Origin of the sequence: Shinella sp. M31 (assembly GCF_049199205.1) — a bacterium.
GTDB lineage: Bacteria > Pseudomonadota > Alphaproteobacteria > Rhizobiales > Rhizobiaceae > Shinella.
Genome location: NZ_JBLZPH010000152.1, coordinates 14522 through 37958 on the forward strand (window position 1 = coordinate 14522; position 23437 = coordinate 37958).

Consider the following 23437-nt stretch of genomic DNA (forward strand, 5'->3'; position numbering starts at 1 on the left):
CTTCAGGCCACGAGGCGTGGATATTCGATGGCCGGGCAGCGGTCCATGACGACCTTGATGCCGGCGGCCTCCGCCTTTGCCGCCGCCGCGTTATGGCGCACGGAAAGCTGGCCCCAGATCGTCTTCGGCAGCGGAGAAAGCGCCAGAACCTCGTCGACGAGATCCGGCAGCGCATCCGCCGCGCGAAACACATCGACCATGTCGATCGGCTCGACGATATCGGCAAGGCGCGCGACGACCGGCTGGCCGAGGATTTCCTTGCCCGCCTGGCCGGGGTTGACCGGAATGACGCGGTAACCCTTGCGCAGAAGGAAAGCCATGACCCGATGGCTCGGGCGCTCCGGGTTCGGCGAGGCGCCGACAAGCGCGATGACCTTCGTCGAGCGCAGGATGTCGGCGATATAATAGTCCGGATAGGAATCGTGATTCATGGCGCTGTCCCGTTTCTCCGTGGGAGAATTGGGGTAACGCAGCGTGAAGTCAATATTTGGCGTTCCTCAGGACGCTTTGAGCATCAGCACCGGATATTCCGTCACCGGGCAGCGATCCATGACGACCTGAATGCCCGCCGCCTCCGCCCGGGCCGCCGCCGCATCGTCGCGCACGGAGAACTGGCCCCACAACACTTTCGGCATCGGCTTCATCGCAAGGACCTCGTCGACGACGGAATCGAACTGGCTTGCCGCGCGGAAAACATCGACCATGTCGACGACTTCGGGAATATCGGCAAGATGCGCGTAGACCGTCTGGCCGAGAATGGACTTGCCGGCATGGCCGGGATTGACCGGGATAACGCGATACCCCTTGCCGAGCAGGAAACCCATCACGCCATGGCTCGGCCTGCCGTCATTCGGCGAAGCGCCAAGCACGGCAATGGTGTGAACGGATGACAGGATAGTGCGGATGTAGCTGTCGGGATAGCGATCGTGGTTCATCTCAGCCTCCTCCGGGCGTTTGAGACCGTCTCTCACTTCTCTTTTGCGACCTCATTCTAACCCAGAACCTTAAACAAGACGATCGCCCTTTTGCCGGCTTCCGACCGCCGCTTGTGCCAAATCGGATCATTCCCGGCGCTTTCGCCGCCTGTCCGCGCGGTTTTCGCAAAAAATGGCGATTGCAAATCAACGTTTTTGGGCAGATGAAGGCATTACTCCCCGTCCCGCCGCCTGCCCCTCCGAGGTTCCAGATTGCCGTTAGACGTTCTCTTTCTCGTGCTTTTCGGCGCGGCTTTGCATGCGACCTGGAATGCCATCGTCAAGGCCGGGACGGACAAGTCGCTGGATGCGGCGATGGTCGCGCTCGGCGCCGGCGCCGTCGGCCTGGTCTTCCTGCCCTTCGTGCCGCTGCCCAAGCCGGAGGCCTGGCCGTTCATCTTCGTCTCGGCCTTCCTGCAATTCGCCTATTTCCAGCTGGTGGCCGGCGCCTACCGGGCCGGTGATATCGGGCTCGTCTATCCGCTGATGCGCGGCACCGCGCCCCTCCTCGTCGCCATGACAAGCGGCGTGGTGCTCGGCGAACACCTGACCACGACTGCGATGATCGGCGTGCTCGTCATCTCGGCCGGCGTGCTGACGCTCGCCTTCGAATCGCGCCATGGCGGCCGCCGTGCCATCCTGCTGGCGCTGGCAAACGCCATCGTCATCGCCACCTATACCTTCGTGGACGGTGCGGGTGCGCGCGCCTCCGGCAATGCCGTTTCCTACACGCTCTGGATGGCGCTGTTGCCGCCCGTGCTGCTGTTCTCATGGGCGATCTACCGGCGCGGCACCACCACCGTCTGGACCCACGTACGCCGCAACTGGGCGCGCGGCCTCTTCGGCGGCGCCGGCTCCATCGCCTCCTACGGTCTCGCGCTGTGGGCGATGACCAAGGCCCCCGTCGCCACTGTCGCAGCACTCCGCGAAACCGCCATCCTCTTCGCGCTGCTGATCTCGGTGTTCATCCTCAAGGAGACGGCAAGCATCTGGCGCTATGTGGCCGGAGCCGTGATTGCCTGCGGCGTGCTGGTGCTGAAGCTGGCGTAAGCTTGAAATTCCTGACCTTTCAGCGTATGTACAAATATACGTACAGAGGAGCACATCATGAAGGTCGTCAGCCTTTCCGAGTTGCGGTCGAATATCGCCAAACATTTCGATAGCGTGGAAGCCGACCGGGACGAGCTGATCGTCACGCGCCAGAACCGCGAGCCGATGGTCGTCATGTCCCTTGCCGATTTCGAAAGCTGGAAGGAGACGATGTATCTCACAGCCAACCCAGCAAACCGTGACCGTCTCCTGCGCTCGATCCAGTCGCTGGATGCTGGCCAGGCTATGACCAAAACGATCGATGAACTGAACGCTGGCGAATGAAAATCTGCTTCTCCCCTGAAGCCTGGGCCGATTTCACCTACTGGACGGAAACGGACCGCAGGACAGTGGAAAAGATCGTCGTGCTGATCAAGGAATGCCGCCGCGACCCATTTTCAGGCTTGGGAAAACCGGAACCCTTGCGCGGCGAGTTGAAAGGCTTTTGGTCCCGCCGCATCACGCAGGAGCATCGTCTCGTCTATCGCGTTACCGGCAGCGGCGCGGCCCAGATGCTGGAAATCGCCGCCTGCCGTTATCACTATGGTTGATTATCGGCGCCACTCCGGCATGCGCTTGTTCAAAAATGCCCCAATGCCTTCCTTGGCATCATCCGCCAGCATGTTCTCCACCATCGTCGCGACCGCCACGTCATAGGCCTCCGCCACCGGCAGGCCCGCCTGGGCGCGGATGGCGGCCTTGCCGATGCGCAGCGCCTGCGGGGATTTGGCGGCGATGACGGCGGCGTATTTGTCGACGACCTGGCGCAGATATTGCTGCGGCACGATGCGGTTGATGAGGCCGAAATCCTTGGCGGTGGAGGCGTCGATGGTTTCGCCGGTCAGGAGCATCTCCATCGCCTGCTTGGGATGGGCCGCGCGGGTGACCGCCACCATCGGCGTGGAGCAGAACAGGCCGATATTGACGCCCGGCGTGCAGAAGGTCGAGGTATCGGTGCAGATCGCCAGATCGCAGCTGGCGACGAGCTGGCAGCCGGCGGCGGTGGCAAGGCCGTCGATTTCGGCGACGACGGGCTGCGGCAGGGCGGCGATCTTCAGCATGATATCCGCCGCCATGCGCATGGTCTTTTCGAAGAAGGCGCGGCCACCATCGGCGTCCTCTCGGTGCGCGGTCATCTCCTTGAGGTCATGGCCGGCGCAAAAGACCTTGCCGGTGGAGGCCAGCACGACGATGCGGATCGCATCATCCTTTGCGGCGGCATCCAGCGCCTCGCCGAGCGCCTCCATGGTGGCGATGGACAGCGCGTTGGCCGGCGGATTGTTGAGCGTGATCCGCAGGATCGGTTCGGCTCTCTCCACCCGCACCAGAGCGCCCGACCCGTCTTTCCGGAATTCCACCACGTCAGCCATATCCGCCTCCATCTTTGCGTCGCCTGCGGTCCTACGCCGCGCGCGGTATGGTTTCAAGCACACAGCACGCAGAGCGGCATAGACTTTCAGAGGGCTTGCGGCGGCGGGAAAATCGGTCTGTAAACGGCGCAATGGAGAGACATGCGATGGACCTGACGCCGATCATGACACCGGAAGCGCTGAACCGCTTCCTCGAAGCCGACTTTCCGCAGCTTCATACGGATGGCAAGGTGTTCGAGGTGATGACGGTCGGCCCTGGCACGATCACCATGCGGCTCATGCCGAACGAGCGGCACCTGCGCCCCGGCGGCACGATTTCCGGCCCTACCCTCTTTGCGCTGGCCGATGTCGGCGCATGGTGCGCGGTGCTGGCCCATATCGGCCCGGTGGCGCTCGCCGTCACCACCAATCTCAATATCAACTTCCTGCGCAAGCCCGAGCCCGAACCGCTCTCGTGCACCTGCCGGATCCTCAAGCTCGGCAAGCGGCTGGCCGTCGTGGAAGCCTCGATTTTCGGCGCGGACGATACCGATCTGGTGGCGCATGCGACCGCGACCTATTCGATTCCACCGCGATAATTTGTGGTATTAAAATACCGTTTATACAAGCCGTTGTTTTTGCTTGATTATTCCTGACGCCATTCGGATGACATCCCTTGACGCTCCGCCGTGTCTCGCTTATACACCGCCCCAGATCGCGGTCCTCAGGGGCCGCGTTCGATTTTTGGCATCCGCAAGGGCCAAACCAAGCAACAAGAAGCGCCCAGGCCCACAAGGCTTCGGGACCCTAAAGAAAGAGCTACTCCCATGGGTACTTTCGTACAGAAGCCCGCCGAGGTAGAGAAGCAGTGGATCCTCATCGACGCCGAAGGCCTCGTTGTCGGTCGTCTCGCTACCCTCATTGCAAACCGCCTGCGCGGCAAGCACAAGGCCACCTTCACGCCCCACGTCGATGACGGTGACAACATCATCGTGATCAACGCCGACAAGGTCGTGTTCACCGGCAAGAAGTACTCCGACAAGAAGTACTACTGGCACACCGGTTATCCGGGCGGCATCAAGGAGCGTACGGCTCGCCAGATCATCGAAGGCCGCTTCCCGGAGCGCGTTCTCGAGAAGGCAGTCGAGCGCATGGTTCCGCGCGGCCCGCTCGGCCGTCGCCAGATGAAGAACCTGCGTGTTTACGCCGGCTCGAACCATCCGCATGAAGCCCAGCAGCCCGTCGCTCTCGACGTCGCCAAGCTGAACAGCAAGAACACAAGGAGCGCCTGATATGGCCGACCTCTCCTCGCTCAAGGACCTCGGCGTCGCCGCTGCAGCTCCGGCCGCTTCCGCCCCGGTTCACGTCAAGAAGGTTGACGCCCAGGGCCGTTCCTACGCCACCGGCAAGCGCAAGGACGCTGTCGCCCGCGTGTGGGTCAAGCCGGGCTCCGGCAAGATCACCGTCAACGGCAAGTCGTACGAAGCCTACTTCGCACGTCCGGTCCTGCAGATGATCCTGCAGCAGCCGATCGTCGCAGCTGCCCGTGACGGCCAGTTCGACATCGACGCGACCGTTGCCGGCGGTGGCCTTTCCGGCCAGGCTGGTGCCGTTCGTCACGGCATCTCCAAGGCACTGACCTACTTCGAGCCGGGCCTGCGCTCGGTCCTGAAGAAGGGCGGCTTCCTGACCCGCGACTCGCGCGTCGTCGAACGCAAGAAGTACGGCAAGGCCAAGGCCCGCCGTTCGTTCCAGTTCTCCAAGCGTTAATCGCTCGGGACATTTGGTTCAGGAAAAGCCGGGGTTCGCCCCGGCTTTTTTGTTTTGAGCGCGCAAAAATCCCTTGCCTTGCGCAAGCCGATTGGCGAACGTCCCGCCACATTTGTTTGCGCATTTCTTGCTGGAAATGCTCTGGAGGGACTTTCATGGCCAACAAGACGATCGACCACGCCATCACCGGCAAGACGCTGAAAAGCGCGGCGTCAGACCCGACCCATGCGGGCATCCTGTCCTTCATGCGCCGGCGCTACACGAAGGTGCTGAAGGATGTCGATGCGGTCGTCTGGGGCATTCCCTTCGATGCCGCCACCTCCAACCGCCCCGGCACGCGCTTCGGGCCGCAGGCGATCCGCCGCGCCTCGGCGATCATGGACAACGATCCGCAATATCCTTTCGAGCGCGACCTGTTCGAGGACATGGCCGTCATCGACTACGGCGACTGCCTGCTCGACTACGGCAACCATTCCAGGACGCCGGCGACCATCGAACGCGAGGGGAAGAAGATCCTGAAATCCGGCGCCTACATGCTGACGCTCGGCGGCGATCATTTCATCACGCTGCCGCTGCTGCGCGCCCATGCCGAAAAATACGGCCCCCTCTCCCTCGTGCAGTTCGATGCCCACCAGGACACCTGGGCCGATGAAAAGGGCCGCATCGACCACGGCTCCTTCGTCGGCACGGCTGTGCGCGAAGGCCTGATCGATCCCGAGACGTCGATCCAGATCGGCATCCGCACCCACGCGCCCGAGGATTGCGGCATCCGCATTCTCTACGGCTACGACGTGGAGGAGATGAGTGCCGGCCAACTCGCCGATGCGATCATCCACCATGTCGGCGACAAGCCGACCTATCTCACCTTTGATATCGACTGCCTCGACCCGGCCTTTGCGCCCGGCACCGGCACGCCGGTCTCCGGCGGTCCGACGAGCGCGCGCATCCTCTCGGTGCTGCGCAAGCTCGGCGCGCTCAACATCGTCGGCTCGGATGTCGTCGAGGTCGCGCCGGCCTATGACCATGCTGATATCACCGCCATCGCCGCGTCCAACATCGCCATGTACATGCTCGGCCTGCATGCCGAAGCATTGGCGGAGCGACGCTGAAACACGGCGTTGAATACGACAGGGCAAGGGACTATATCCGCCGCGAAGGCAAAAACAGGATTGGACGAGAAATGAAACCGAAGATCTTCATCGATGGCGAGCACGGCACGACGGGTCTGCAGATCCGCACCCGCATGGCCAGCCGCGACGATGTCGAACTCTTGTCCATCCCTGAAGCCGAGCGCCGCAACGCGCAGCTGCGCGAAGACCTGCTCAACAGCGCCGACGTCGCCATCCTCTGCCTGCCGGACGATGCGGCCAAGGAAGCCGTCGCCATGGTCTCGGGCAACAATTCCGTGCGCATCATCGACACTTCGACGGCGCACCGCGTCCACCCGGACTGGGCCTATGGCTTTGCCGAAATGGACAAAGCGCAGCCGAAGAAGATTGCGGATGCGCGCTATGTCGCCAATCCCGGCTGCTACCCGACGGGCGCCATCGGCCTGATCCGCCCGCTGCGGCTTGCCGGCCTGCTGCCGCAGGACTATCCGGTCACGGTCAACGCGGTCTCCGGCTATACCGGCGGCGGCAAGCAGATGATCGGGCAGATGGAGGATGAAAATCATCCCGAGCATATCGATGCGCCGCACTTCCTCTATGGCCTGACGCTCAAGCACAAGCACGTGCCGGAAATGCAGGTGCACGGCCTTCTCGACCGCGCGCCGATCTTCTCGCCCTCCGTCGGAAAGTTCCCGCAGGGCATGATCGTGCAGGTGCCGCTCTACCTCGCCGACCTAAACGACCACGCCTCGCTCGGCTCGATCCATGCGGCGCTGGCCGATCATTATGCCGGCCAGGATATCGTCGAGGTCGTCGACCTCAAGGAAAGCGCCAGCCTCGCTCGCGTCAACGCCGTGGAGCTCGCCGATACGGACCGCATGAAGCTCTATGTCTTCGGTACGGCAGGCAGCCCGCATATCAACCTCGTCGCGCTGCTCGACAATCTCGGCAAGGGTGCTTCGGGTGCGGCCGTGCAGAACATGGACCTGATGCTGAAGGCATGACGACCGGACATCCGCAATTCCCAGCCGACTGGCGAATCGAAGACGCCCGCCTTATCGCCGATACGCCTGCGGGCAACGTCTATGACGTGACGCTTGCCGGCGGCGCTGATGCGATCGTCAAGCAACTCAAGCCGAAGGCGCTGGAAGACAGCCTGCGCGGTGCGGATTTTTTGACGTGGCGTGATGGCGTCGGCTGCGTGCGGCTGCTTGCCCAAACCGGCGACATGCTTCTGATGGAGCATGCCGGCAAGACGACGCTCAGGGACCATCTGATGTCCCATGGCGACGAAGCCGCCACGCGCATCGCTGCCGAGGTGCTCCGGGAGTATCACCGCCCGTCCGACACGCCACCCCCCGCAAGCCTGCAGCCGCTAGAGCGCTATTTCTCGAGCCTTTTTGGCAAAGCCGAACGCGACCGCAAAGCGGGCATCACAGGTCCATACGCTGAAGCGGCTGAATTCGCCGAGACGCTGCTTGCGAACCAAAGCGACATCAAGCCGCTGCACGGCGACCTGCACCACGAAAACATCGTCCACGGCCCGCGCGGCTGGCTTATCATCGATCCCGCCGGATTGATCGGCGATGCGGCGCTTGACGTCGCCAACATGTTCTCAAATCCGCTCGACCGCTTCGACCTTACCCGCAGCGAGGAGCGCATCGCCGCGATGGCGGATATTTTCGCCGAAACGCTCGGGCGCGATGTCCGCACCATCCTGCGCTACGGCTTCGCCTATGGTTGCCTGTCGGCAGCATGGCATGACGAGGACAACAATGCGGAAGAGCGCGACAACGAACTCGCCGTTGCCGCCGCCATTCGGACTGTCCTCAAACAGGCCTGATCTTCAGTCCCGAGGATATTCGCCGTAGAAGCCGCGCCAATGCGCCACCGCGAAGCCGAGCACGACAAGCGCCCCACCCTGATGCGCCAGCGCCCAGCCGAGCGGCACCTGCCAGACCAGCGTCAGGATGCCGATCGTCGCCTGGAGACAGACGAGGCCGAAGAGCACGAGGGCGCGGCGGGTGTGCGTCGTTTCCGGTGCTGCGCGCAGCGACGAGATCAGGTGGATCACGACGAGCGTGAACAGCACATAGGCACCGAGACGGTGCACGAACTGCACGGTCTTCGGGTTCTCGAAGAGATTGATCCACCAGGGCTCTCGCAGGAAGAGCCCGCCAGGCACGACGCTGCCGTCCATCAGCGGCCAGGTATTGTAGGACAGACCGGCATCGAGGCCGGCGACCAATGCACCGAGATAAATCTGGAAGATCGCCATGCAGGCGATGACGCCGGCCATGCGGCGGGAATTGTGCGTGGGGGCCGCATCGTCGCTGTGCGGCGAGAGCGCCCGCATCAGCCACATGGTCCAGGCGAAGATCAGGCAGGCGATGGTGAGATGCGTGGCAAGCCGGTACTGGCTGACGGAGACCCGCTCCGCGAGCCCCGACGACACCATCCACCAGCCGATGAAGCCTTGGAAACCGCCGAGCGCCAGAAGGCCGACGAGCGGCCAGCGCAGCTTCTTCTCGATGCGGCCGCTGAGCCAGAAGAAGGCGAGTGGCACGGCGAAGACGAAGCCGATGGAGCGGGCGATCAGGCGATGCGCCCATTCCCACCAGAAGATCGTCTTGAATTCGTCGACCGTCATGCCCTTGTTGATCTGCTCATATTGCGGGATGCGCTTGTAGAGGTCGAATTCCTCCTGCCAATCCTGAGCGGTGATCGGCGGGATGACGCCGTGGATCGGCTTCCATTCGGTGATCGACAGGCCGGATTCGGTGAGCCGCGTCGCGCCGCCGACGAGCACCAGCACGAAGAGCGTGAACAGCACGAAGCCCAGCCAGCGGCGCACCTGGCAGCGGTTGCGGTCCATCCTGTCCGTGTCATCGTTGCTGCGGTATGCGGTCGCGGTGGTCGCGCTCATCGTCTCTGCTCCTTCCCTGAAACGGCGTTTTACGTCTGTTTCAGGCCTATGGTCCCGGCAGTCAGCCTGCAAAACCGCGTTTTGCGCTTTTACAGGTGTTGCCCCGCGTTGATTTGCCTGACCGGGCCGTGCAAAACAAGGCCCGAAGCTTTGCGGCATGCCGTCGCGCCCCTGCGGGGCCGGACAATGCCATCCCTGAGATCGAAAGACCGACCATGCCCCCTCGCCTGCGAAAACTGATCGGAACGGTGCTGATCATCATCCTCGTGCTGTTTTATGCACTTGTCGCCACCACCGTCGCCTCCGCCACGCTCGGTGCGTCGCCCTGGTATATCCACCTTCTCTATTTCACGGTGACGGGCCTGCTCTGGATCCTGCCGGCCATGCTGATTATCAAGTGGATGGAAAAGCCGGTGAAGCCGCGCGAGGATTGAAAGCAATGCGCATTGCAGTGATTGCGGACATCCATGGTAATGATCTCGCACTGGAAGCCGTGCTGGCGGATATCGATCGCCGGGACATCCGCAAGATCGTCAATCTAGGCGATCACCTAAGTGGCGCCCTCAACGCCGGCCGTACCGCCGACATCCTGCTGTCGCGCGCCGATATCGCCTGCATCGCCGGCAACCACGACCGTTGGCTCGTCGAAAAACAGCCCGACACCATGGGAAGTTGGGACCGCAGGGCGCATGCGCAGCTCGCCCCGCGCCACCTGAATTGGCTGGGCCAACTGCCGCCGACCCGTCTCGTCGCAGACACCGTCTTTCTCTGCCACGGCACACCAGAGACCGACACCACCTATTGGCTCGATGAACCCTCTGTCGAAGGCGTGATGCAGCTTTCCGCGATCGAGCGGATCGAGGCGCTGGCCGGCGGCATCGACCACCCGGTCCTTGTCTGCGGCCATACCCATATCGCGCGCGCCGTGCGCTTGCGCGACAGCCGTCTGGTCGTCAATCCCGGTAGCGTCGGTGCGCCCGCCTACGATGACGACGAACCGGTGCCGCACAAGGTCGAAGCAGGTACGCCCCATGCGCGTTATGCCGTGATCGAGCGGCACGGCGACCGCTGGCATGCAACGTTTCATCTCGTGGACTACGATCATATGGCCATGGCCCGTCTGGCGGAAAGCCGCGGCGAGCTTGCCTGGGCGAGTGCGCTTGCCACCGGCTGGCTGCGCTGACGGTCCGGCGTAGACCGACCACCACGAGCGTTCGGCTTTTCGGATTTTCGTTATGAAATTGCTAACCGCGCTTGCCAAATTCCCCGGGCATGCGCCGCGGGAGCACTGGATTTAAACCTTTTGCGCAAGCCTAGTACCTATTGTGTTTGATGCGGCGATACAGCTGCGCAGGTGCACAAAGGCGACACCATGGGAGCGATGCAACTCAATTTCCAGATCATGCCGTCCGAGCGCGAGCTTGCGACCCGGCATTTGGGAAGCGTTGCCGATGAGGGGCGCACGCCCTCCGTCGTTCCCCTTTCGCTGCGTCTGCACGACCGCATGGAGCCGCTGGAAGCCCAGTGGCGCACGCTGGAAGCCGACAACAACCTGTCGCTCCATCAGAGCTATGACTGGTGCCATGCATGGGCCGAGACCCATGCCTGCAGGCTCCTGATCGTCGAAGGTTATGCCGGCGGCAAGACGCAACTGATCCTGCCGCTCGAAATCAAGCGCCACGGCCCGGTGCGCACCGCGCGCTTCCTCGGCACGGCGTTCAGCAACATCAATACCGGCCTCTATACCGAGGAATTCCGCTTCCTTGCGGCTCCGCCGCGCCTGCGTCAGGCGCTGGAGCAGGCGCGCGGCCAGTTTTCGCGCTATTTCGATCTCTTCATGCTGGAAAAGGTGCCGCTCGACTGGCGCGGCGAAACCAATTCCTTCGCCGACCTGCCCGCAACACTGAACCAGAATGCCGCCTTCCAGCTCGAACTCTTCGAGGATTTCGAGCGCACGCTGGCGCAGGTCAACGCCAAGCGGCGCCGCAAGAAATTCCGCACCTCCGAACGCCGGCTGGAGTTGCTCGGTGGTTATGAGCATGTCGTGGCGGAAAATGTCGAGGATTGCCGCGCGCTGCTCGAAGTCTTCTTCCGCCAGAAGGCCGCCCGCTTCGACACGATGGGCCTGCCGGACGTCTTCCGCAACGAGGAGACGCGCAACTTCTTCCGTGCGCTGGTCGCGATGCCCGCCGTTGATGGCAATTATCCGCTCCAGCTGCATGCCGTGCGTCTCAAAGGCGAGAACGACGGCCGGATCGTCGCGATTGCCGGCCTGTCGCGCAAGGGCGACCATGTGATCTGCCAGTTCGGCTCGATCGACGACACGATCGCTGCCGATGCCAGCCCCGGTGAATTCCTGTTCTATCTGGCGATCCGCAAACTCTGCGGCGAAGGCGTGCGCCTGTTCGATTTTGGCATCGGCGACCAGCCCTATAAGCGCTCCTGGTGCACGATCGAGACCGCGCAGCACGATCTGCTCTGGCCGACGACCGTCGCCGGCACCGCCATCGCCGCTGTGCATCGCGTCAAGGCGGGTGCCAAGCGCATCATCAAGCAGAACCCGCAGCTCTATGCGTTCCTGCAGCGCATCCGCTCCGGCAAGACGGAATTCATCCGCACCGAGGAAGCGGACTAAGCTGCGGCGGCCCTGTGGCCGGGATAGTGCGGCGGTTCGCCGTCCTCACCGGTCATCAGCACGATTTCCGTATAGCCGGCCTCGCCGAAGGCGCCGATCAGATCGACGATTGCATCCTCGTCCGCATCCGGAATTGAAAGGATGATATCCGTCTCCTGACCGCGCGTCAGGCGTTGCACGCCTTCCACTTCCGCGGGGCCGCATTCCACGATGACCGTGTCATAGGCATCCGACAGCGAATCGATCACCATCGACAGACGATCGATGCCGCGCATGGCGCGTTTGATGTTGGCATTGCCGCGCGGAATGATATGGGCGTCCGACAGGCGGTCACCGTGAATGATCTCGCTGAAGGCCGCGTCGCCGACCAGAAGATCGGTAATACCGGGCACGTGGGTCGACTGCGCCATCAGGCGCGTCGGGCAGGCCGAGCCGGTCAGATCGATGATCAGCGTCTTGCGGTGCTCCTCGGCGATGCGGCGGGCCAGCATGACGGTCGCCGTCGAGCCGCTGTCGCCGGAGGGCGAGACGGAGATCGCGACGGAAATGTTGTTGTCGATCATGTGGCGCGCGACGGCGGCCACGGAGAAATCGCTTTCCTCTTCGAAGGCATCGACCAGCGAGGAACGCGGGCTTTCGTCCTCCTCTTCCTCGTCTTCTTCCGGTTCGATACCGGACAGGAGAGACTTCGCAGGTGCGTGGATGTCCTTGACCGTGCCAAGATCGATGCGACTGACCGGCACCTTGCGCACGGCAGGCTCGACCACGACAACCGCAGCAGCAGGTTCGGCCTCGATCCCATCCTCTTCCTCGCGCCGACGCGCCGACGGGACGGCAACGCCGCTGACCGGCTTCAGGGCGCGGCCGCTGAACAGTTCGGAAAGCAGGATGACGATGGCGCTCAGCGCGAAGCCGGCCACACCGCCGACGATGGTGATCGGAATGACCTTCGGAAAATCGACTTCGGTCGGCTCGACGGCTGCGGAGATGACGCGGGCATCGGCCGGGGTCGAATTGCTGTCGGTGCGCGAGGTCGCCTCGCGGTAGCGCGCGAGATAGGTTTCGAGGAGCTGGCGCTGGGCCGTCGCCTCACGCTCCAGCGCTTTCAGACCGACCTCGTCCTCACCGGCGCGCGCCGTATCGGCCTTCACCGTGTTGAGCTGCTGCTCCAGTTGCGTCTCGCGCAGCCGCGCGGTTTTCGCCTCGTTTTCCAGGCTCGACAGGATCTTCTGCGTTTCAGACTTGATCTGCGCGCGGATGCCGACGAGTTGCGAACGCAGGCCCTTGAGGCGCGGATGGCCTTCGAGCAGCGACGTGGAAAGGTCGGAAATCTGGCCCTGAATCTGCGCCTCGCTCTCCTTCAGCCGCTGGATCATCTGCGAGCCGACCACTTCACTCAGCGTATCAGGCGCACCACCGCTCTTCAGCACGGCGCGCACACCTTCCGCACGCGCCTCGGCCGTCGCGCGTTCACCGCGCACCCGCGTCAGCTCCGTCGAAATGTCGTTCAGCTGGCGCACCGCGAAGGTGGAGTTCTCGCCGGTCGGCAGGAGATCGGACTGCGAGCGGTATTCCGCGACCTTTTTTTCGGCCTCGCGCACCTTCTCGCGCAGGTTGGCGATCTCGGGCTCCAGCCAGCGCGTCGCCTCGGAATTGGTGTCGAGCTTGGCGCCACTCTGCAGCGAGAGATAGACCTTGGCCATCTCGTTGGGAATGGCGGCGGCGAGCGCCGGGTCCTTCGAGGTGAATTCGATGGCGATGACGCGCGACTTCTCCACCTGATAGACGGTGAGCTTCTCGTTGAATTCCTTCAGCACGCGCTCTTCCGGCGGCAGATCGAGCGGGTTCTTCTTCACGCCAAGCAGCACGAGCACATCGGAAATCGCCGACGGCTTGGCGGCCGCGTCGAATTCCTCCAGCTCATGCAGCTTCATATTGCGCGCGACCTGCTTGATGAGATCGGCGGATTTGAGAAGCTGCACCTGGCTGGCGATACCCAATTCGTCGAAGGCCGGCTGTTCGCGGCCCTGCGCACGGTCCGAGCCCGTCGTGAAGGCCGGTTCGCGCGTTTCGATGAGGAGGCGGGATTCGCTCTTGTATTTGGGGGTGATAAGATTGGCGCCGACAAAGGCTACGCCGGCACAGGCCACCGTCGCCAGCAGCACGCGCATGCGGTTGCGCCAGATCGCGCCGAACAGACCGCCAAGGTCGATATCGACATCCTGCTGGCTCTCGTGAACGCCCGACATATCTCAACTCCAAACATGACGATTTGCCCGCACGGTAAACAAACATGGTAACGCAAGAGTTAATTACCATCGGTTGTCGCGCAGCCTCCCCGCGCCTCTTTCGCGAAAAATCATCTTGTCCGCCGATGTTCCTGCCCGGTCCTTTACCAGCCATTAACCCTAACGGAAGGATAACGGACGCCAGAGTTCTGATTTCCGGATTGGGAAAGCGAATGACGTTCGCAACGATCAACAAGGGTATGCTGCTTGCGCTGGCGCTGATCGTGCCGGCCGTATCCGGCTGCAGCGGCTATCGCCCTGCCCCCAAGGCCTTCCACGAGGCGACCATCCAGCCCTATCGTCTCGACAGCGGCGACCGGCTGCGCATCACCGTGTTCGAGCAGGCCGGTCTGAGCAACACCTATTCGATCGATCAGGCGGGCTATGTCGCCTTCCCGCTCGTCGGTGCGGTGCCGGCGCGCGGCAAGACGCTCCAGGAGCTTGAAGGCATCATCGCCGGAAAGCTGCGCCAGGGCTATCTGCGCGATCCCGACGTTTCCATCGAGATCGACCGCTACCGCTCCATCTATATCATGGGCGAAGTGGGCCAGGCCGGGCAGTATAGCTACGTCGCCGGCATGACGATCCAAAACGCCATCGCGGTTGCCGGCGGTTTTTCACCGCGCGCCAACCAGGGCGACGTCGACGTAACCCGCAAGATCAACGGCAAGATCATCACCGGCCGCGTCTCCATCTCCGACCCGATCCTGGCCGGTGACACCATCTACGTGCGCGAACGGCTGTTCTGAGCCGATGGCGGACGATGGGCCTCTGCGCATTATTCATTGCTTTCGGTCGCCCATCGGCGGGATCTTCCGGCATGTGCGCGATCTCGCGGAGTTCCACGCCAAGGCCGGCCACGACGTCGGCATCGTCTGCGACAGTCTCACGGGCGGCTCGTTCGAGGACGCGCTGTTCGACGAGATTCGTCCCTATCTTTCGCTGGGCCTCGTCCGCCTGCCGATCAGCCGCGCCGTCAGCCTGCGCGACATCGGCGCGTTCCGGCACAGCTATCGTGAAATCAAAAGTTTGCGGCCGGATGTGTTGCATGGGCACGGCGCCAAAGGCGGCGCCATTGCCCGGCTCATCGGCTCAGCCCTGCGGGTCAACAGGTATTGCGTAGCCCGCCTCTATTCGCCGCATGGCGGCAGCCTGCACTATGACCGAAGCACCGTCACGGGCCTTTCGATTCTGACGGCGGAACGGTTGCTGGAAAAGCTCGGCGATTCGCTGGTCTTCGTCTGCGATTTCGAGCGTGCCGCTTATACCACCAAGGTGGGCAGGCCGCGCGTGCGCGCCGAGCGCATCTATAACGGCATTCACGACCGAGACTTCGAGATCGTCTATCCGAGCGCGGATTCGGTCGATTTCCTCTATATCGGCATGCTGCGCGACCTGAAGGGGCCGGATGTCTTCGTCGATGCCTTTGCCCGCACCGAACGCCTTGTCGGCCGCCCGCTTTCCGCCCTGATGATCGGCGACGGGCCGGACAAGGAAAAATACCAGACCATGATGCTGCGCTGGGGTCTTGGCCGCCGCATCGCCATGCTGCCGGCCATGCGCGCCCGCGATGCCTTCGCGCTCACCCGCAACGTCGTGGTTCCCTCGCGCGCCGAGGCCATGCCCTATATTGTCCTCGAAGCACTTGCCGCCCAGAAGCCTGTCATCGCAAGCCGTGTCGGTGGCATTCCGGAAGTGCTCGGCTCAGAGAGCATCGCGCTCTGCGAGCCCGGCGACGCGGATTCGCTCGCCATGGTGATGGCGCAGGCGATCAGCGACCCGGACTGGCGCGGCAAGGTCATGCCGGAGCCGGAGGCCTTCAAGAAGACCTTCTCGGCCTCCGTGATGTCCGCCTCGCTTCTCGGTCTCTACCGCGACATTCTCGCCGGCCAGACTGGTGGAAAACGATACGCTTCCTGAGTGGTCGGCCTGACGCCACGTAAACGTTTCTTAGGGGCTTCGTGCTATCTCCGGTACAGAGCTCCCACAGGTGCGTGCCATGAACCATGTCGATAAACCCGACTCCTTCGACCCCGAGGAACTGAGGCGGAAAGTTTCAGAAATCCGGACAATCGCGGCCAGTGGCGGCGCATCGGATTATGATGGCGGCAAGACGGTCGAGCTGAACCCGCTTGCCCAGAAGATCGCGCTGCAGTTCCGCGCCGACACCTATTCGCCAAGCATGATCATCGGCCTGTTGCGCCTGCTCGAATTCTGCGCGCTTCTGGCGGTCGGCTATGCAATCCATCTTCTTTATGTCAGCGCCGGGAGCCATGGCGTCACGATCTTCTACCTGTCGGTGATGTTCGGCGGCTCGGCCGTCGGCGTGTTCCTGCTGCAACTGGCCGATGCCTACCAGGTGCCGGCGCTGCGCTCGCCCTGGCGCATGACGCCGCGCATCCTCGCCGCCTGGGCCGCCGCCTTCGGCGCGATGGCGCTGGTCGTCTTCTTCTTCAAGTCGGGCGAGGAATATTCCCGCGTCTGGTTCGCGTCGTGGTTTGCTGCCGGTGCGTTCTATCTGCTCGTCGAGCGCCAGATAATCGCCTATTCGATCCGCCGCTGGGCCAGAAACGGCACGATGGAACGCCGCGCCGTGATCGTCGGCGGCGGCGAGCCCGCAAAGGAACTCATCCGCACGCTGGAACACCAGCCGGAAAACGACATCCGCATCTGCGGTATCTTCGACGACCGCGACGAACGCCGCTCGCCCTCCATCATCGCCGGCTATCCCAAGCTCGGCAACGTCGCCGAACTCGTCGAATTCGCCCGCCTCGCGCGCATCGACATGCTGATCATCTCGCTGCCGCTGTCGGCCGAGGCGCGCATCCTGCAGCTTCTCAAGAAGCTCTGGGTGCTGCCGGTCGACATCCGCCTCGCCGCCCACGCCAAGGGCTTGCGCTTCCGTCCGCGCAGCTATTCGCAGGTCGGCAGCCTGCCGATGCTCGATATCTTCGACAAGCCGATCGCCGACTGGGACAATGTCGCCAAGCGCATCTTCGACATCTTCTTCTCGGTCGTGGCGCTCCTGCTGCTCTGGCCGGTCTTCCTGGGCGCGGCACTGGCCGTAAAACTCTCGTCGCCCGGCCCCATTTTCTTCAAGCAGAAGCGCCACGGCTTCAACAACGAGATCATCGAGGTCTACAAGTTCCGCTCGATGTACACGCATCTCTCCGACCCTACGGCCCGCGCCGCGGTGACGAAGGGCGACCCGCGCGTAACCCCGGTCGGCCGCTTCATCCGCAAATCCTCGATCGACGAATTGCCGCAGATCTTCAACGTGCTGAAGGGCGAGCTTTCCCTTGTCGGCCCGCGCCCGCATGCCATCCAGGCGCAGTCGCACGACCGCAAATATGTCGATGTCGTCGAGGGCTATTTCGCCCGCCACCGCGTCAAGCCCGGCGTCACCGGCTGGGCGCAGATCAACGGCTGGCGCGGCGAGATCGACCATGACGACAAGATCCGCTTCCGCACGGAATTCGATCTTTACTATATCGAGAACTGGTCGCTCTGGCTGGACCTGAAGATTCTGGTTCTCACGCCTTTCCGCCTGCTCAACACGGAAAACGCCTATTGAGCGACGCGGCCCTCCCCTATGCCCCGCCCTTTCGGCCGCAGACTGCGGCCGTTGGCATTGTGGGCTCGATGCTGGTCACGGTGGGCGTGTTTCTCTCGGGCTTCGTAATCAGCGAGCCGGCGCCCTATGAAGTCTTCATGGCCGGCCTCATCGGCCTGTGGGCGATCGTCGGCCTGCGCATCTCGCGCTATATCGCGCCGCTCGTCGTGCTCATCCTGCTGTTCAATGTCGGCGGCATGCTGTCCCTGACAGTGCTGGACGATCTCTCGATCGGCCCGATGTATATCGCCGTCTCGCTGTTTTTGGCGCTTTCCAGCATCTTCTTCGCCTCCATCGTCGAGGCCAAGCACGAGCGGCTCGAGCTGATCTTCCGCGCCTGGGTGGCGAGCGCCATCATCACGTCGCTGCTCGGCATTCTCGGCTATTTCCATGCCTTTCCCGGCAGCGAGGCGTTTACGCTCTACGATCGCGCCAAGGGCGCGTTCCAGGATCCGAACGTCTTCGGCCCGTTCCTCGTCGCCCCCTCCCTCTATCTCGTGCATGGCCTGCTCGCCGGCCGCATTTTGGGCGCGCCGCTGAAGATCGTCGGCCTGCTCATCCTCGCACTCGGCCTGTTCCTGTCGTTTTCCCGCGCAGCCTGGGGGCTCTACCTCTTCTCGGTGGTCGCCCTCGTCTTCATCATGCTCCTGAAGGAGCGTACCGGCGCCTTCCGCCTGAAAATCCTGGTTCTCAGCCTTTCGGCCGCCGGAATGATGATCCTCGCGCTGATCGTCGCGCTGCAATTCGACAAGGTCTCCGATCTGTTCTCCAGCCGCACCCAGCTCGTGCAGGAATATGATGGCGGCCATCTTGGCCGCTTCGACCGCCACCGCATCGGCTTCCTGATGGCCATGGAAAAGCCGCTCGGCATCGGCCCCATGACGTTCAGCAAAATCTTTCCGGAAGACGAGCACAATATCTGGCTGAAGTCCCTGACCACCTACGGCTGGCTCGGTTTCGCCTGTTATTTCACCCTGATCATCTGGAGCCTGTGGGCCGGGTTCAAACTGCTTCTGCGCAACCGGCCCTGGCAACCCTATCTGATGATCGCCTTCATCACCGTGGTTGGGCACACGGCAATCGGCTTCGTCATCGACACGGACCACTGGCGCCACGCCTATCTGCAGATCGGCGTGCTCTGGGGATGCATCGCGCTCGAAAAACGTCACAACAGAAAGACCGGATCGGGCTGATCGCATGACGACCTCTGAAGACAGGACCCCGCGGCCCATGCGTCTCATGCAGGTGCTGGAGCCGAGCGGTGGCGGCTCCGGCCGGCACTTCATCGACCTGTGCCGCGGCATGCAGGCGCGCGGCCATGTCGTGCACGCCGTCTATTCGCCTCTGCGTGCCGAGGAACGCTTCGTCGAGGAATTGCTGGCGCTCGATCTTTCCGGCGTGCATTCCGTCGCCATGACACGCTCGCCCGGCCCGTCCGATCTCGCCGCCTGGCGCGCGCTGCGCGCCGTCATGCGCCGCGCCGGGCCGTTCGACATCATCCATGGCCATTCCTCGAAGGCCGGCGCGCTGTCGCGCCTGCGCCTGCCGGGCCGGCACGTCGCGCGGGTCTATACGCCACACGCCTTCCGCACCATGGATCCCGGCCTCGGCAATCTCGGCCGCAAGGTCTACGGCTCGATCGAGAAGCTGCTGGCCCGCGCTTTCACCGACCGCCTCATCTGCGTCTCCGCCGATGAATACGCCCATGCCCGCGCGCTCGGCATGCCGCGCGAAAAACTGTCGATCGTCGTCAACGGCGTGAAGACGCCGCCGGCAGACCTGCGGGACGCCGTGCGCGCCGCCCTTGCCATTCCTGCGGAGGCCCTGCTCTTCGGCTTCGTCGGCCGCCTCTGCCACCAGAAGGCCCCTGAACGCCTGATCGCCGCCTTCCAGCACCTCGCCGCCCGCGTGCCGAATGCGCATCTCCTGATGGTCGGGACGGGTGAAATGGAAGATATCGTTCGCCGCCAGATCGCAGCGAGCGGCTATGCCGAGCGCATCTGCCTTACCGCGCGCTTCACCGGGCCGCAGGCTATGGCCGCCATCGACGTGCTGACCATGCCGAGCCGCTACGAGGCGATGTCCTACGTGATGCTGGAAGCCGCCGCCGCCGGCAAACCGATGGTCCTCACCGATGTCGGCGGCGCCTCCATGGTGCTAAAGGACGGCGAAAACGGCGTGCTCGTGGAAAACCAGGACGATCCGGAACGCTTCGCTGCCGCGATGCTGTGCCTTGCCGATCCCGACCGCCTCGCACACCATACCGAGGCCGCCCTCGCCCGCAGCCATGACTATGGCCTGGACCGCATGATCAGCGAAACGGAGGCGCTTTACCGAGGGCTGATCGCCTAAAGGCCGAAGACAATTATCCACATTTGCCGCCGAGCCGATTTTTTGGGCTTGCATCCAAAGGACCGAGACTATAGGGGTTTCGTCGGTCCGGAATGTAGCGCAGCCCGGTAGCGCACTTGACTGGGGGAAATTGTCCCTTATTCCGATTTCCGGCCTTTTACCAATTGGTTAGCTGCTGTCTTCGCGTTTGCCGTGGCGTTTTTCGTGGCATTTTCTGCTTCGACGGCATCGAGCGCATTGCGGATGTCATCATCGACAGCGTGCGCATACTTCGTCGTTGTCGCGATGTCTTTGTGTCCGAGCAAATTTTGCACGACGCGCAAGTTCGATGCGCGCAGAACGCGGGTCGCGGCAGTATGGCGAGTGTCGTGGAATCGGAAGTTCGATACGCCTGCCTTTGGAACAGCGCGCCGCATGGCGGTCTTCAGCCCGGCCTCCGTTAGGGGGTATCGGTTACCGCGGACAAGCTTCAGCTTTTTCAACGTCCGCTTCGCCTCGTAGGTGAAGACCTTCGTTTCATGATTGTTACGCAGCGCCCAAAGCAAATCGAAGACGGTTTGCGACATCGGGATTGTGCGGAGCTTCTTCCCCTTGCCCGTCACTGTGAAGCGCTTCGAAAAGAAGTCGACATGTGGCCACTCGAGCCCCAGGATCTCCATCCGACGGCAGCCTGTGAGGAAGGCGAAGCGCACGGCGTCATCGTAGCCTCGATCGAGCTCGCCCATTATGGCAGCTTCCTCACCGATCGTCGCTTCGCGAACGCGCTCGTGGTTTTCTTCAAGCAGGTGATCGCCCCACTTGATCCGCTGGACCTTCTGCCCCCATACATCGGCCGCTCGGCGTAGGATCGCGCGCAAGGGCTGCGTCACACTTCGATTAACGGTAGCTGCCGATGGGCTTCGGCCCTCGGCGCCCGGCAGGCGTCGCTGTGCTATGATGCGCGCGACATCCGCACTGCGGATGCTCGCGATGAACGTGTTCTTGCCAAGGGTGCTTTCCAGCCACGCTAAGTTCTTTAGCGTGGTCTCATCATTGACGTGATGCTGGCCCACCTCGTCCCAGTATTTCACCACAGCTAGCGCAACCGTCATGGGGCCGGCAGCCTGCTCGGCTAGTTTCTTGGCGATTTGCCGTTGCTGCTGCTCGTACTTTTCAGCTTCGCGCTTTGTCTTGCAGCCAGTATTTCCTGAATATCGAGCACCTTTGTAGCGGAAGTCAAAACTGTACGTTTCGGAATCATCTCTCTTGTAGACAGGCATGTTGTAATCCGCCGTTGCGCCTTAAAGGTTTCAATATCGACCGGGTCATACCGCCGGCATGGGCGGTCGCCCATGCCGATGTTAATATACGGCAGGCTGCCATCTGCGCTCAAAGCGTGCAACTGCTTGGTCGATATGCCAAGCTCCTTCGCCGCCTCCGCTGGTTTCATAAGGGCCATCGGGATCCCCCGTCCGCAGGTCGATTGTGGATAGACAGCAACTTATTGGCCCGTTTGAGTGCCTTAGGTTGCGAAAAATCTCGAATTCGCTCATTTATTTGTGACCCGTGATCGCGTAGGCGGCGATCACGGGTCTTCATCCCCAAGTGCAGAACCACCAGGAGACGATACGAGATGACTACGAAGAAGGGCGGAACAGGTGGAAGTAGTTCCGGTAGCAATACCGGAAAGCCATCTACCGGCACATTCAACAGTGGAAAATCGAGCACAGAAACGCGGAGCCATGGGAACCAACCACCTCCGCCACCGCCGACAAGGAAGAAATAATGGCCGACGCTGCCAATGCTGATGACGACTGCTATGCCGAAGTATTTGGACTCAGGCACATGGCGCTGCGAAACGCACTCTACCATCGGGCGCGAAGTGGATGGTTGGATGGCTGGAACCGGTTCTACAACCTCGTTATCATTCTTGGCGGCACAACGAGCGCCGCGAAATTTATAGTTTCGGGCTCTAACGCAGATCTCGGTCTCGGGCTTGCTATTGCGTTTGTTGGCGCATTGCAACTCGTCTACGATTTCGGAGGTCGATCGCGCACCCACGAATTTCTTCAGCGGCGGTTTTATGATCTCATGGCAGACATGGATGCCACGCTTGTCCCGACAAGCCAAAATTGTGCGAAATGGCGATCGCAAATCACGCTGGCTGGTGCCGATGCGCCTCCAACGTTGCGCGCCCTCGACGCGATCATGGACAACCAGGCGACTGCTGCGCTTCGCGGCGCCCGGCAACCCCGACTGAAAGTTACCTGGCTGCAGCGCCGGTTGCGGCATCTTTGGCCGTTTATTTCCGCGACCTTCCCTGTCTCTGAGGGCTGGGAGGCAAGCTGAATCAATGTCGCGCTTGATCACACCTTAGCTCCCTTCGTGGTGACGGCAAAAAAGTGCGAGCGCAGGGCGGCCAGAGTGACGGCAAGCGGCATGGTTGCCGCCTCGACTTGGTATTCAATCTCGCCAGCGACGAAATTGCCGTCCTCGTCCCGGCGCCAGATCGTGGCGGTCGTCGAGGAATTACGATCCACGCTCACCCCGCATCCGGGCAAGATCATATCGACAAGGGCCAGCGCATCATCGAGCGACGCGGTCAGGCTCGCCATCGCAAGCCAGCGGTTGCCATCGAGGTAGCTCCACGACCGTGAGCGCCGGTGGCCGTTTCTGACCGGAAAGCGTTTGACCGGGTATCCGAGCGCTTCATAAACGTCAGCATCTAGCTCTCGTTGCGGCCCTTGAGCGCTGACGAGGCGATCCATGACAGTGTGGTGGTCAAGCGCCATGATCGCCTCCAGACGCGACTGGGGCGGGTGCCGACAGGCGCGCCGCTTCCTCTCTTGGGACGGTTTCGGACAAAACAGCTAGGGCATCTTCGACAATGGTGGTACGATTCAAGTTATGGAGCCGCAGATCACTGGCTAGGCTCCCTGAGAGGCGTCGTCTCCCGCTGAAATGGAGGAGACAAGATTGTCCTACGATAAGAAGCTCTCGGGTAAACGCATCCTTGTCGCGGAAGACGACATCCTGCTTGCACTCCTGCTGGTAGATGACCTTACAACCCATGGCGCTGAGGTCTTGGGGCCTTACGCTACCTGTGCGGATGTGCTTTCTGTTTTGGAGAGGCTGGAGCCATTTGACCTTGCGGTCCTCGACGTAAACCTTCTCGATGGCCCGATATATCCAGCCGCTGAGCGTCTTCTGGACGATGCGCGCTCTTTTATCTTTGCCAGCAGTGTAGTTCGGGGCGATCTCCCGACGCGATTTGAGCGCATCCCGCTCTTTTCCAAGCCGCTCGATATGCAGCTTGTATTCGTTCATCTCGATGACTGGATGAGACAGTGAGT

Annotated in this window: 26 protein-coding genes; 19 read left to right on the forward strand and 7 right to left on the reverse strand. The window is 62.4% G+C overall.

Annotation, left to right across the window (positions count from 1 at the left end; genetic code table 11):
* Positions 1-2 precede the first annotated feature (2 nt).
* Complete coding sequence (locus ACOZKU_RS24445) at positions 3-431, reverse strand: CoA-binding protein (RefSeq protein ID WP_421581080.1); 429 nt, start codon at positions 429-431, stop codon at positions 3-5.
* Positions 432-497: 66 nt separating this feature from the next.
* On the reverse strand, positions 498-935 hold the full coding sequence (locus ACOZKU_RS24450) for a CoA-binding protein (RefSeq protein ID WP_421581081.1): 438 nt from the start codon (positions 933-935) through the stop codon (positions 498-500).
* 252 nt (positions 936-1187) lie between these two features.
* Here ACOZKU_RS24450 and ACOZKU_RS24455 point away from each other — a divergent pair, with 252 nt between their 5' ends.
* From ACOZKU_RS24455 to ACOZKU_RS24465, 3 genes are read left to right on the forward strand one after another with little or no spacing between them, the layout of a single operon-like run.
* On the forward strand, positions 1188-2024 hold the full coding sequence (locus tag ACOZKU_RS24455) for an EamA family transporter (RefSeq protein ID WP_421581082.1): 837 nt from the start codon (positions 1188-1190) through the stop codon (positions 2022-2024).
* A gap of 57 nt (positions 2025-2081) precedes the next feature.
* Complete coding sequence (locus ACOZKU_RS24460; RefSeq protein ID WP_421581083.1) at positions 2082-2348, forward strand: type II toxin-antitoxin system Phd/YefM family antitoxin; 267 nt, start codon at positions 2082-2084, stop codon at positions 2346-2348.
* Complete coding sequence (locus ACOZKU_RS24465) at positions 2345-2614, forward strand: Txe/YoeB family addiction module toxin (protein ID WP_421581084.1); 270 nt, start codon at positions 2345-2347, stop codon at positions 2612-2614. The genes ACOZKU_RS24460 and ACOZKU_RS24465 overlap by 4 nt, the downstream gene beginning before the upstream one ends.
* Here the strand turns inward: ACOZKU_RS24465 and ACOZKU_RS24470 are convergent, their stop codons facing one another.
* Positions 2615-3433, reverse strand: coding sequence for an enoyl-CoA hydratase (locus tag ACOZKU_RS24470; protein WP_421581085.1), 819 nt, complete (start codon positions 3431-3433; stop codon positions 2615-2617).
* A 146-nt stretch (positions 3434-3579) separates the two neighbouring features.
* Between ACOZKU_RS24470 and ACOZKU_RS24475 the strand changes: the two genes are divergently transcribed.
* The 6 genes from ACOZKU_RS24475 to ACOZKU_RS24500 all read left to right on the forward strand — a co-directional run bounded on the left by ACOZKU_RS24475 (position 3580) and on the right by ACOZKU_RS24500 (position 8134).
* Entirely contained in the window at positions 3580-4011 is a 432-nt protein-coding gene (locus tag ACOZKU_RS24475) for a PaaI family thioesterase (protein ID WP_421581086.1), read from the forward strand.
* A gap of 228 nt (positions 4012-4239) precedes the next feature.
* Entirely contained in the window at positions 4240-4704 is a 465-nt protein-coding gene (gene rplM / locus ACOZKU_RS24480; protein ID WP_117369603.1) for a 50S ribosomal protein L13, read from the forward strand.
* Position 4705: 1 nt separating this feature from the next.
* The gene (gene rpsI, locus ACOZKU_RS24485; RefSeq protein ID WP_314088160.1) at positions 4706-5182 is read left to right on the forward strand and encodes a 30S ribosomal protein S9; all 477 of its coding nucleotides are present in this window, start codon (positions 4706-4708) and stop codon (positions 5180-5182) included.
* Between the two features lie 155 nt (positions 5183-5337).
* Positions 5338-6291 carry an agmatinase gene (speB, locus tag ACOZKU_RS24490; protein ID WP_421581087.1) on the forward strand — a complete coding sequence of 318 codons (954 nt, stop codon included), beginning with the start codon at positions 5338-5340 and terminating at the stop codon, positions 6289-6291.
* Positions 6292-6362: 71 nt separating this feature from the next.
* On the forward strand, positions 6363-7295 hold the full coding sequence (gene argC, locus ACOZKU_RS24495) for an N-acetyl-gamma-glutamyl-phosphate reductase (protein ID WP_421581088.1): 933 nt from the start codon (positions 6363-6365) through the stop codon (positions 7293-7295).
* Positions 7292-8134, forward strand: a complete 843-nt coding sequence (locus ACOZKU_RS24500; RefSeq protein WP_421581089.1) for an aminoglycoside phosphotransferase family protein — start codon at positions 7292-7294, stop codon at positions 8132-8134. Before argC ends, ACOZKU_RS24500 begins: the two co-directional genes overlap by 4 nt.
* Positions 8135-8137: 3 nt before the next feature.
* On the opposite strand, the gene ACOZKU_RS24505 is transcribed toward ACOZKU_RS24500, so the two are convergent.
* Complete coding sequence (locus tag ACOZKU_RS24505; protein WP_421581090.1) at positions 8138-9217, reverse strand: COX15/CtaA family protein; 1080 nt, start codon at positions 9215-9217, stop codon at positions 8138-8140.
* 215 nt (positions 9218-9432) lie between these two features.
* On the opposite strand from ACOZKU_RS24505, the gene ACOZKU_RS24510 reads away from it, so the two are divergent.
* From ACOZKU_RS24510 to ACOZKU_RS24520, 3 genes are all read left to right on the forward strand, one after another.
* The gene (locus ACOZKU_RS24510) at positions 9433-9651 is read left to right on the forward strand and encodes a DUF2842 domain-containing protein (protein WP_117369591.1); all 219 of its coding nucleotides are present in this window, start codon (positions 9433-9435) and stop codon (positions 9649-9651) included.
* Between the two features lie 5 nt (positions 9652-9656).
* Complete coding sequence (locus ACOZKU_RS24515; RefSeq protein ID WP_421581091.1) at positions 9657-10400, forward strand: metallophosphoesterase family protein; 744 nt, start codon at positions 9657-9659, stop codon at positions 10398-10400.
* A 189-nt stretch (positions 10401-10589) separates the two neighbouring features.
* Positions 10590-11852: a GNAT family N-acetyltransferase gene (locus ACOZKU_RS24520; protein WP_421581092.1), complete on the forward strand. Its 1263-nt coding sequence runs from the start codon at positions 10590-10592 to the stop codon at positions 11850-11852.
* On the opposite strand, the gene ACOZKU_RS24525 is transcribed toward ACOZKU_RS24520, so the two are convergent.
* Positions 11849-14101 (reverse strand): exopolysaccharide transport family protein, encoded by a 2253-nt coding sequence (locus tag ACOZKU_RS24525; RefSeq protein ID WP_421581093.1) that lies wholly within the window; start codon positions 14099-14101, stop codon positions 11849-11851. The genes ACOZKU_RS24520 and ACOZKU_RS24525 overlap by 4 nt on opposite strands.
* A 212-nt stretch (positions 14102-14313) precedes the next feature.
* On the opposite strand from ACOZKU_RS24525, the gene ACOZKU_RS24530 reads away from it, so the two are divergent.
* The 5 genes from ACOZKU_RS24530 to ACOZKU_RS24550 all read left to right on the forward strand — a co-directional run bounded on the left by ACOZKU_RS24530 (position 14314) and on the right by ACOZKU_RS24550 (position 20105).
* Complete coding sequence (locus tag ACOZKU_RS24530) at positions 14314-14889, forward strand: polysaccharide biosynthesis/export family protein (protein ID WP_314088134.1); 576 nt, start codon at positions 14314-14316, stop codon at positions 14887-14889.
* A 4-nt stretch (positions 14890-14893) separates the two neighbouring features.
* Positions 14894-16060 (forward strand): glycosyltransferase family 4 protein, encoded by a 1167-nt coding sequence (locus tag ACOZKU_RS24535; protein WP_421581094.1) that lies wholly within the window; start codon positions 14894-14896, stop codon positions 16058-16060.
* A 79-nt stretch (positions 16061-16139) separates the two neighbouring features.
* The gene (locus tag ACOZKU_RS24540; RefSeq protein WP_421581095.1) at positions 16140-17714 is read left to right on the forward strand and encodes an undecaprenyl-phosphate glucose phosphotransferase; all 1575 of its coding nucleotides are present in this window, start codon (positions 16140-16142) and stop codon (positions 17712-17714) included.
* Entirely contained in the window at positions 17711-18946 is a 1236-nt protein-coding gene (locus ACOZKU_RS24545) for an O-antigen ligase family protein (RefSeq protein ID WP_421581096.1), read from the forward strand. Before ACOZKU_RS24540 ends, ACOZKU_RS24545 begins: the two co-directional genes overlap by 4 nt.
* Positions 18947-18983: 37 nt before the next feature.
* Complete coding sequence (locus ACOZKU_RS24550) at positions 18984-20105, forward strand: glycosyltransferase (RefSeq protein ID WP_421581097.1); 1122 nt, start codon at positions 18984-18986, stop codon at positions 20103-20105.
* A 137-nt stretch (positions 20106-20242) separates the two neighbouring features.
* On the opposite strand, the gene ACOZKU_RS24555 is transcribed toward ACOZKU_RS24550, so the two are convergent.
* Positions 20243-21364, reverse strand: coding sequence for a tyrosine-type recombinase/integrase (locus tag ACOZKU_RS24555; protein WP_421581098.1), 1122 nt, complete (start codon positions 21362-21364; stop codon positions 20243-20245).
* 505 nt (positions 21365-21869) lie between these two features.
* Between ACOZKU_RS24555 and ACOZKU_RS24560 the strand changes: the two genes are divergently transcribed.
* Positions 21870-22433, forward strand: coding sequence for a hypothetical protein (locus tag ACOZKU_RS24560; RefSeq protein WP_421581099.1), 564 nt, complete (start codon positions 21870-21872; stop codon positions 22431-22433).
* 17 nt (positions 22434-22450) lie between these two features.
* On the opposite strand, the gene ACOZKU_RS24565 is transcribed toward ACOZKU_RS24560, so the two are convergent.
* Positions 22451-22876: a hypothetical protein gene (locus tag ACOZKU_RS24565; protein WP_421581100.1), complete on the reverse strand. Its 426-nt coding sequence runs from the start codon at positions 22874-22876 to the stop codon at positions 22451-22453.
* A gap of 184 nt (positions 22877-23060) precedes the next feature.
* On the opposite strand from ACOZKU_RS24565, the gene ACOZKU_RS24570 reads away from it, so the two are divergent.
* Positions 23061-23435, forward strand: a complete 375-nt coding sequence (locus ACOZKU_RS24570; protein ID WP_421581101.1) for a response regulator — start codon at positions 23061-23063, stop codon at positions 23433-23435.
* The last annotated feature ends 2 nt before the right edge of the window (positions 23436-23437 follow it).

Bases quoted from the DNA above. Each gene is read 5' to 3' on its own strand.
- ACOZKU_RS24445 (WP_421581080.1), bottom strand. From the start codon at position 431: ATGAATCACGATTCCTATCCGGACTATTATATCGCCGACATCCTGCGC.
- ACOZKU_RS24450 (WP_421581081.1), bottom strand. From the start codon at position 935: ATGAACCACGATCGCTATCCCGACAGCTACATCCGCACTATCCTGTCA.
- ACOZKU_RS24460 (WP_421581083.1), top strand. From the start codon at position 2,082: ATGAAGGTCGTCAGCCTTTCCGAGTTGCGGTCGAATATCGCCAAACAT.
- ACOZKU_RS24465 (WP_421581084.1), top strand. From the start codon at position 2,345: ATGAAAATCTGCTTCTCCCCTGAAGCCTGGGCCGATTTCACCTACTGG.
- ACOZKU_RS24470 (WP_421581085.1), bottom strand. From the start codon at position 3,433: ATGGCTGACGTGGTGGAATTCCGGAAAGACGGGTCGGGCGCTCTGGTG.
- ACOZKU_RS24475 (WP_421581086.1), top strand. From the start codon at position 3,580: ATGGACCTGACGCCGATCATGACACCGGAAGCGCTGAACCGCTTCCTC.
- rplM (WP_117369603.1), top strand. From the start codon at position 4,240: ATGGGTACTTTCGTACAGAAGCCCGCCGAGGTAGAGAAGCAGTGGATC.
- rpsI (WP_314088160.1), top strand. From the start codon at position 4,706: ATGGCCGACCTCTCCTCGCTCAAGGACCTCGGCGTCGCCGCTGCAGCT.
- speB (WP_421581087.1), top strand. From the start codon at position 5,338: ATGGCCAACAAGACGATCGACCACGCCATCACCGGCAAGACGCTGAAA.
- argC (WP_421581088.1), top strand. From the start codon at position 6,363: ATGAAACCGAAGATCTTCATCGATGGCGAGCACGGCACGACGGGTCTG.
- ACOZKU_RS24500 (WP_421581089.1), top strand. From the start codon at position 7,292: ATGACGACCGGACATCCGCAATTCCCAGCCGACTGGCGAATCGAAGAC.
- ACOZKU_RS24505 (WP_421581090.1), bottom strand. From the start codon at position 9,217: ATGAGCGCGACCACCGCGACCGCATACCGCAGCAACGATGACACGGAC.
- ACOZKU_RS24510 (WP_117369591.1), top strand. From the start codon at position 9,433: ATGCCCCCTCGCCTGCGAAAACTGATCGGAACGGTGCTGATCATCATC.
- ACOZKU_RS24515 (WP_421581091.1), top strand. From the start codon at position 9,657: ATGCGCATTGCAGTGATTGCGGACATCCATGGTAATGATCTCGCACTG.
- ACOZKU_RS24520 (WP_421581092.1), top strand. From the start codon at position 10,590: ATGGGAGCGATGCAACTCAATTTCCAGATCATGCCGTCCGAGCGCGAG.
- ACOZKU_RS24525 (WP_421581093.1), bottom strand. From the start codon at position 14,101: ATGTCGGGCGTTCACGAGAGCCAGCAGGATGTCGATATCGACCTTGGC.
- ACOZKU_RS24530 (WP_314088134.1), top strand. From the start codon at position 14,314: ATGACGTTCGCAACGATCAACAAGGGTATGCTGCTTGCGCTGGCGCTG.
- ACOZKU_RS24535 (WP_421581094.1), top strand. From the start codon at position 14,894: ATGGCGGACGATGGGCCTCTGCGCATTATTCATTGCTTTCGGTCGCCC.
- ACOZKU_RS24540 (WP_421581095.1), top strand. From the start codon at position 16,140: ATGAACCATGTCGATAAACCCGACTCCTTCGACCCCGAGGAACTGAGG.
- ACOZKU_RS24550 (WP_421581097.1), top strand. From the start codon at position 18,984: ATGCGTCTCATGCAGGTGCTGGAGCCGAGCGGTGGCGGCTCCGGCCGG.
- ACOZKU_RS24555 (WP_421581098.1), bottom strand. From the start codon at position 21,364: ATGCCTGTCTACAAGAGAGATGATTCCGAAACGTACAGTTTTGACTTC.
- ACOZKU_RS24560 (WP_421581099.1), top strand. From the start codon at position 21,870: ATGGCCGACGCTGCCAATGCTGATGACGACTGCTATGCCGAAGTATTT.
- ACOZKU_RS24565 (WP_421581100.1), bottom strand. From the start codon at position 22,876: ATGGCGCTTGACCACCACACTGTCATGGATCGCCTCGTCAGCGCTCAA.